We start from the raw sequence: 7,207 nt of genomic DNA, 5'->3' as shown, positions 1-7,207 counted from the left end.
GGGAGGGGGCGGGCGCCGCCACTTCCCCCGCCGGTCACCCGCCAGTCGCCGGTGGGCGCCCGCCAGCCGGTCAGCCTGCCGGAGCTGAACCGTTCGTCCAGCCGGGCGGTGGTGACCGGGGCGGGCCGCGCGCCGTCGGACGGACCGGCGCCGGCGTTGACGGTGGGCCAGCCGTCGACCCAGTCCAGGCGGTCGATCAGCATCGGGCGTTCGTTGATGCCGAACGGCTCGTCCAGGTACGGGTCGGCCCGGTCGATGGCGTGGTAGACGATCCAGTCCTGCCCGGACAGGTCGGTGAGGAAGCCGTTGTGACCGGTGCCGATCCAGCGGTTGCCGTTCTGGGTGAGCACCGGGGTGCCGCCGGCGCGGGAGCCGACCAGTGGCAGCCCGTCCCGGTCCACGAACGGTCCGCGCGGGCTCTTCGCCCGGCCGACGTGCACGGAGTAGCCGGTGGCCGGCCCGGCGCAGCAGTTGGCGGTGGAGGCGAACAGGTAGTACCAGCCGTCGTGGCGCAGCACGTAGCTGCCCTCGAACTTGTTGTCGACGGCGACCACTGTGGGCTCGCCGACCGCGCGCAGCCCGTCGGCGGAGAGTTCGGTGACCGAGATGCCGCCGTAGTAGCTGCCGTAGTAGAGGTACTTGCGGCCGTCGACGTCGGTGAACTGGCTCGGGTCGATCGTCCACAGCCAGCCGCCGCCCCCGCCGGGCCGGGGCGCCACCACCGGCTCGGGGGCGAAGGTCCACGGGCCGGTGGGGCTCGGCGCGGTGGCGGCGCCGATGGCGAAGTCGTCCCCGGCGGGGGAGACGGTGGTGTTGGTGACCGTCACGTACATGACCCAGCGGCCGTCGAGGTACCGGACGTCGGGGGCCCAGAAGCCCGCGTCCGGCGCGGCGTACGGGGGGCGCTGGTCGGGGCCGAAGGCGTCCCCGACGTACGTCCAGTCGACCAGGTCGGCGGAGCGGGCCGTCGGCACCCGGTGGAAGGTCTTCTCCCCCTCGCGCAGCGGGTCGGTGGTGCCGTAGGCGTACCAGAGGCCGTCCTGGCCCCGGACGACGACGGGGTCGGCGAAGGTGTCGGCGAAGTCGGCGGAGATCGGATTGCGGTAGCGGGTGGTGGGCTCGGCGGCGGCCGGCGTCGCGGCCAGCAGCAGACCGAGCACGACGGCGAGGGCGCCGCCGCGGCGGAGGTGTCCCATCAGACCTGCCTAGGTGTGGGTCGACAAGGGTCACTGCGGTGTCCTGTCTACAACGTTGGATACAACGTTGTAAAGATCTCATACCACTCCACCCCCACCCCCAGCCGGCGGTCGAGGCAGCACTTTCGGGGAAGTTGCTGCCTGAGCGGTAGGGCGAGGCAGCACTTTCGGGGAAGTTGCTGCCAGGCGGGGCGAGGAGAGGGGGATGCGCGGTGGCCGCTTCTGAGAGGGTGGACCCCCGGGTAACTCCCGCACCCCATCCGACCCTGCGGGTCCCGACAAGTATCGAGGTGAGGCCCCGATGAGCGACCGTTTCGCCGCCTTCCGCGCCCTGCACCGTCCCGGCCGGCCGCTGCTGCTGCCGAACGCCTGGGACCACGCCTCGGCCGCCGCGCTGGCCGCCGCGGGGCATCCGGCGATCGGCACCACCAGTCTCGGCGTGGCCGCGGCGCACGGGTTGCCGGACGGCGCGGCGGCCACCCGGCGGCAGCACCTCGCACTGGCCCGGCTGCTCGCCCCGCTGCCGGTGCTGCTGACCGTCGACGTCGAGGCCGGGTTCAGCGACGACCCGGCCGAGGTGGCGGCGTACGTCGCGGAACTCGCCGGCGTCGGGGTGGTCGGGATCAACCTCGAGGACGGCCGGGCCGACGGCCGGCTCGCCGACCGCGAACTCACCGCGGCCAAGGTGGCGGCGGTCAAGGCGGCCGTGCCGGGGCTGTTCGTCAACGCCCGCACCGACGCCTGGTGGCTCGGCGTGGCCGACCCGCTGGACGAGGCCCTGGCGCGCGGCCGGGCGTACCTCGCCGCCGGGGCGGACGGCATCTTCACGCCCGGTGTCACCGCGCCGGAGGTGGTGCGGGTGCTGGTGGCGGAGCTGGCCGCGCCGCTGAACCTGCTGCACCAACCGGGCGGGCCGGGGCTGGTGGAGCTCGGCCGGCTCGGGGTGGCCCGGATCAGCACCGGATCCCTGCTGTTCCGGGCCGCGCTCGCCGCCGCGGTGGGCCTGGCTGACGCCATCCGGGGCGGTGCCGCCGACCCGCTGCCGGACGTCCCGTCGTATGCCCGGGTGCAGGAGTTGAGCACCGAACGCCCCTCATTGGGGTGAGACGGGAGGATCGTTCGCGGTTCGGGCACTTGCGGTGCATACGGTGGGTTCGGCCAGTGAGCACACCCTGTCATCGCGGGAGGCCCGACCATGCGAGTGCCCAGCCGGAGCCCTGGCTCCCAACCCGGCCAGGTGCCGTCCCCGGTCCCGGCCCGCCGCACCGCCCCCGCCACCCCGCGCCGCGGGCCCGGCGGTCCGGACGTGGCCGCGTACCGCACCGCCGTGCTGGACCTGGTGGTCGAGCTCGGCGCCCTGGCCGACGCGCCGTCGACCCGGGCCCGGCAGGCGCTGCTCGACGACCGGCTGCGCGACCCGGCGATCGTGGCGGTCCTCGACGCCACCCCCCAGGGGTACGTGGGCGCCCGCGAGACGCTGCTGCTGGAGATGGCCCGCTACCAGCCGAACGCGCGCAGCTCGGCGACCGACCTCACCGCGCTGGTCCGGATCTACCTGCTGTCCCGGGTGGACGTGCTGTGGTGGCGCGACACCGCGCCCTTCCTCACCGACGCGGAGGTCGAGTCCAGCCAGGACCTGGTCGACCTGGAGTGGCTGCGTCGGCGGGACCTGATCCGGTTCCGCTACCAGGAACAGCCGGCCACCGTCGTCGGCCGGGGCCTGCGCGCGGTGCACCGCCGGGTGCTGCCGTACGCCCGGCCGCAGACCGCCGGGGTGCGCTTCCGCCGGTCCCGGCGGGAGGTGGTGGCGCTGCTCAACGACATCGGCCGCGAGTTCGCCGCGACCGCCCCCCGGGGCACCCCGCCGCTCTGGGTGACCAGCCTGGTCCGCAGCGCCGAGCACCAGTACCGGCTGCGCCGGCTGGGGTACGCCGCGATGGTCCCCAGCGGGCACTGCCTGGGCTGGGCGGTCGACCTGGAGATGCGGTGGTTCCGCCGGTTCGGCGCGGCCGACACCCTCGCCGGGCTGCTGCTGGCCCGGCAGGAGGCCGGCGAGGTCAACGTGGTGGACGAGGGTCAGGCGTGGCACGTCTGCCTCGCCCCCTCGGCCCGGGCCCGGCTGCGCCGGGCGTACGAGGCCGAGCTGGGGGTGTGAGCCGGTGTGCGGCATCGCGCTGAGCCTCGGCCCGGAGGCGGACCCGGCCCTGTTCCGGCGGATGCTCGCCGTGCTCGCCCCGCGCGGCGAGGTCACCGAGACCCGGCAGGAACGCGGCCTGCTCGCCGGCACCCGCCGGCTGCGGGTGGTGGACCGGGAGCGGGCGGTGCAGCCGTGGGTCTCGGCGGACGAGCGCTACCTGCTCTGCTACAACGGCGAGGTCTACAACCACCACGAGCTGCGCGCGGAGCTGACGCGGCTCGGGTACGCCTTCCGCAGCGAGAGCGACACCGAGGTGGTGCTCGCCGCCTTCGTCACCTGGGGTGAGCGGGCCGTCCGCCGGCTGCGCGGGGAGTACGCCTTCGCCGTGGTCGAGCGGGCCACCCGCCGGGTCTACCTGGCCCGGGACCCGGTCGGGGTCAAGCCGCTGTACTGGTCGCACACCCCGGGCTGCCTGCACGTCGCCTCCGAGGTGAAGGCGCTGGTGGCCCAGGGCGCGCCGATCGGTGAGGTGCCGCCGGGGCACCACGGCTGGGCCGAGCCGGACGGCCCGGTCCGGCTCGGGCCGCACGTCGACCTGCTCACCCTCGGCGACGGGCTGCCGGTGATCGACGACCCGGACGAGGCGGCCCTGCTGGTCCGGGTCGCGCTGACCGAGGCGATCCGGATGCGGGTGGACACCGACCTCACCGTCGGGGTGGTCCTCTCCGGCGGCCTGGACTCCTCCCTGGCGCTGCTGCACGTGCGGGAGCTGCACCCGGACTGCGTGGCGGTGACCGTCGGGGTGCCGGACAGCCCCGACGTGGCGTACGCCCGGCGGCTCGCCGCCGACCTCGGCGTGCCGCACGAGGTGATCGAGCTGCGCCCCCGCGACATCCGGCTGGCCGACGTCCGCGAGGCCATCCGGATCTGCGAGCTGACCGAGTACGGCGACATCATCAACGCGGTGGTGTCGGTCCCGATCTTCCGGCGGCTGCGCGAGCTGGGGGTGAAGGTGGTGCTCACCGGGGACGGCTCGGACGAGCTGTTCGGCGGCTACCCGATGTACCAGCAGGTCGGCCCGGCCGGCTCCCGGCGGCTCTTCCTGCACCGGATCCGCAACCTGTGCCGTACCGAGTTGCAGCGGGTGGACCGGGCCAGCATGGACCACGGGGTCGAGGCCCGGGTGCCGTTCCTCGACCTGAGCGTGGTGGAGCTGGCCATGCGGCTGCCGCTGGAGCTGAAGCTGCGCGAGGGCCAGGAGAAGTGGATCGTCCGGCGGGCCTTCGCCGACGTGCTGCCCGACTACGTCCGGCGGCGGCCGAAGAACCCGATGTCGTACTCGTCCGGTCTGCACGAGCGGGTCCGGCTGTACAAGCCGCTCTTCGCCCGGCTGCACCGCTCCTTCGGCTACGAGCTGCTGGAGCCGGTCCGCCGGGACTTCGACGCGGTGCTGACCCGCTGCGGCAACGACCTGGACCGGGCGATCGCCGAGGGGCTGGCCCGGCCGGACCACACCGTGCTGGAACACGCCCGGGACCTGGTCGGCGCGGCGCGGTGGAACGCCGCGCCGCTGGTCCGCCGGCTGGTCGGACCGCGCCCGACCCGGCGGACGCCGGCCCGTTGATTCGCCGTCCCCGCCACGCTTGACTCTGACACGGTGTCAGGCGCGAGCGTGAGGGGACCATGTTCACCATCGGAGAGTTCGCCAGGCTCGGCCGGGTGTCGGTGCGGATGCTGCGGCACTACGACGGCATCGGCCTGCTCCGGCCGGCCGCCGTCGACCCGGGCACCGGCTACCGCCGGTACCGCGCCGACCAGCTGCGCCGGCTCAACCGGGTGATCGCCCTCAAGGAGTTGGGCCTCACCCTGGAGCAGGTGCGGGTGATCGTCGACGAGGCGGTCGACGTCGCCGAGCTGCGCGGCATGCTGCGGCTGCGCCGGGCCCAGCTGGCGGCGCAACTGGCCGCGGACGCGGCCCGGCTGGCCGGGATCGAGGCGAGGCTCCGGATGATCGCGAGGGAGGGTCGGATGACCAGCCAGGACGTCGTACTCAAGGAGATCCCGCCGGTCCGGGTGGCCGAGCTGACCGCGGTCGCCGCCAGCTACCAGGCGGCGGACGTCGGACCGGTGATCCAGCCGCTCTACCCGGAGCTGTTCCGCCGCCTCGACGCCGCCGGGATCCGCCCGACCGGGCCGGCCCTGGCCTGGTACGAGGCCGCCGACGACACCGGCGAGGCGGTGCTGGTGCACGCCGGCGTCGAGGTGGCGGTCGCGCCGTCCGCCGCCACCGACGTGGCGATCGTCGACCTGCCGGCGGTGCCCACCGCCGCGACGATCGTGCACCACGGGCCGATGGCGGAGGTCGACGAGACCATGCAGGCGTTGGCGAACTGGATCGAGCAGCACGGCTACCGGGCCGACGGGTACGCCCGGGAGCTGTACGTCGACTACTCGCAGGAGGAGCCGGAGAAGGGGGTGACCGAGCTGCAACTGGCGGTGGCCCGGTTCAGCGGGTGAGCAGCAGGGCGGCGACGGCGGTCAGGGTGGCGACGACGGCGAGCACCGCCCCGGTGGCCAGGAAGCGGGCCGTCGGCACCGCCACCCCGGCCGCCCGGCAGCGCTCGTACCAGATCAGGGTGGCCAGCGAGGCCCACGGGGTGGCCAGCGGGCCCACGTTGGTGCCGATCAGCAGGGCCAGCAGCCGGGGCTCGTCGCCCACCGGCAGCACCGCCTCGCCGGCCACGTACGCCGGCAGGTTGTTGACCCCGTTGGCCAGCAGCGCCCCGGTGCCGCCGGCGCGCAGCGCCCCGAGCGCACCGCCGGCCGGGCCGAGCAGCTGCCCGACGAGGTCGTCGAGGCCGTACCGGCCGAGGGTCTGCACCACCAGGAACAGGCCGGTGACGAAGACCAGCAGCCGCCACGGGACCAGCGACCAGCGCAGCGTGCCCCGGGAGCGGACGGCGAAGCCGGCCAGCACCAGCGCGGCGGCGACCGTGGAGGCGAACCCGATCGGCACGCCGGCGAGGATGCCGGCGACGAAGAACAGGCAGCCGACCACCGCCGTGCGGTGCAGCGCCCGGTCGGCCGGCACGGGGGTGGGCGGTGGCCGGAATTCGCCCGCGCCGGGTCGGGCGGGGCGCCACCAGCAGAACCAGAGCAGGACGGTGGTCGCCCCGATCGCGGCGAGCTGCGGCGCCGCCATCCGGGCCGCGTACGCCAGCGGGGCGAGGTCGATCCGGTCGGCGGCGAGCAGGTTGGTCAGGTTCGACACCGGCAGCAGCAGGCTGGCCGTGTTGGCCAGCCAGACCGTGGTCATGGCCAGCGGCAGCGCGGGCAGCCCCAGCCGTCGGGCCAGCGCCAGCATCACCGGGGTGAGCAGCACCGCCGTGGTGTCCAGGTTCAGCACGATCGTGGTCACCGAGGCGAACCCGACGCAGAGCAGGAAGAGCAGGGCGTAGCGGCCCCGGGCCGCGATGGCGAGGCGGGTGGCGACCACGTCGAAGGTGCCGGCCGCCGCGGTCAGCTCGGCCAGCACCACCACCGTGCCGAGGAAGAGCAGCAGCGGCAGGATGCGCTGCACCGTGGCCACCGCCTCGGCGCGCGGCAGCAGCCCGCTCAGCGCGCAACCCGCGCCGACCACGGCCAGCGCGAGCGCCACCAGGTCCAGCGGATGGGGCCGGCGCCGGACACGCTCGGCGGTGGCTGTCGGGCCGGGGTCGGGGTCCACGAGGCCCGATCCTCGCACGGGCCGGCGGCCGGCCGGCGCGACGGGCGGGCCGAGGTGGCCGGGCACACGGGTGGGCACACGGGTGGGCACACGGGTGGGCACACGGGTGGGCACACGGGTGGGCACACGGGTGGGCCCGGCCACCGA

General features: G+C 75.0%; 6 protein-coding genes. 4 read left to right on the top strand and 2 right to left on the bottom strand.

What is annotated here, in order from left to right:
• Window positions 1–1,196 (bottom strand): family 43 glycosylhydrolase (locus K7640_RS23235; RefSeq protein ID WP_222957006.1); only part of this gene is annotated, 1,196 nt, incomplete at its 3' end.
• 301 nt (window positions 1,197–1,497) lie between these two features.
• Between K7640_RS23235 and K7640_RS23230 the strand changes: the two genes are divergently transcribed.
• The 4 genes from K7640_RS23230 (at window position 1,498) to K7640_RS23215 (ending at window position 5,850) form a co-directional block, all read left to right on the top strand.
• Entirely contained in the window at window positions 1,498–2,301 is an 804-nt protein-coding gene (locus K7640_RS23230; RefSeq protein ID WP_222957005.1) for an isocitrate lyase/phosphoenolpyruvate mutase family protein, read from the top strand.
• A 90-nt stretch (window positions 2,302–2,391) separates the two neighbouring features.
• Window positions 2,392–3,351 carry a DUF5715 family protein gene (locus K7640_RS23225; protein ID WP_222957004.1) on the top strand — a complete coding sequence of 320 codons (960 nt, stop codon included), beginning with the start codon at window positions 2,392–2,394 and terminating at the stop codon, window positions 3,349–3,351.
• A 4-nt stretch (window positions 3,352–3,355) separates the two neighbouring features.
• Window positions 3,356–4,957, top strand: a complete 1,602-nt coding sequence (locus K7640_RS23220) for an asparagine synthetase B (RefSeq protein ID WP_222957003.1) — start codon at window positions 3,356–3,358, stop codon at window positions 4,955–4,957.
• A gap of 59 nt (window positions 4,958–5,016) precedes the next feature.
• Window positions 5,017–5,850 (top strand): MerR family transcriptional regulator, encoded by an 834-nt coding sequence (locus K7640_RS23215; RefSeq protein WP_222957002.1) that lies wholly within the window; start codon window positions 5,017–5,019, stop codon window positions 5,848–5,850.
• Here K7640_RS23215 and K7640_RS23210 read toward each other — a convergent pair.
• Window positions 5,840–7,060, bottom strand: a complete 1,221-nt coding sequence (locus tag K7640_RS23210) for an SLC13 family permease (protein ID WP_222957001.1) — start codon at window positions 7,058–7,060, stop codon at window positions 5,840–5,842. The genes K7640_RS23215 and K7640_RS23210 overlap by 11 nt on opposite strands.
• Window positions 7,061–7,207 lie beyond the last annotated feature (147 nt).

Source organism: Micromonospora sp. PLK6-60, assembly GCF_019890675.1.
Taxonomy (GTDB): Bacteria; Actinomycetota; Actinomycetes; order Mycobacteriales; family Micromonosporaceae; genus Micromonospora.
The sequence above is the reverse complement of the archived record's forward strand: the minus strand, read 5'-3'. Positions and strand labels throughout refer to the sequence as shown.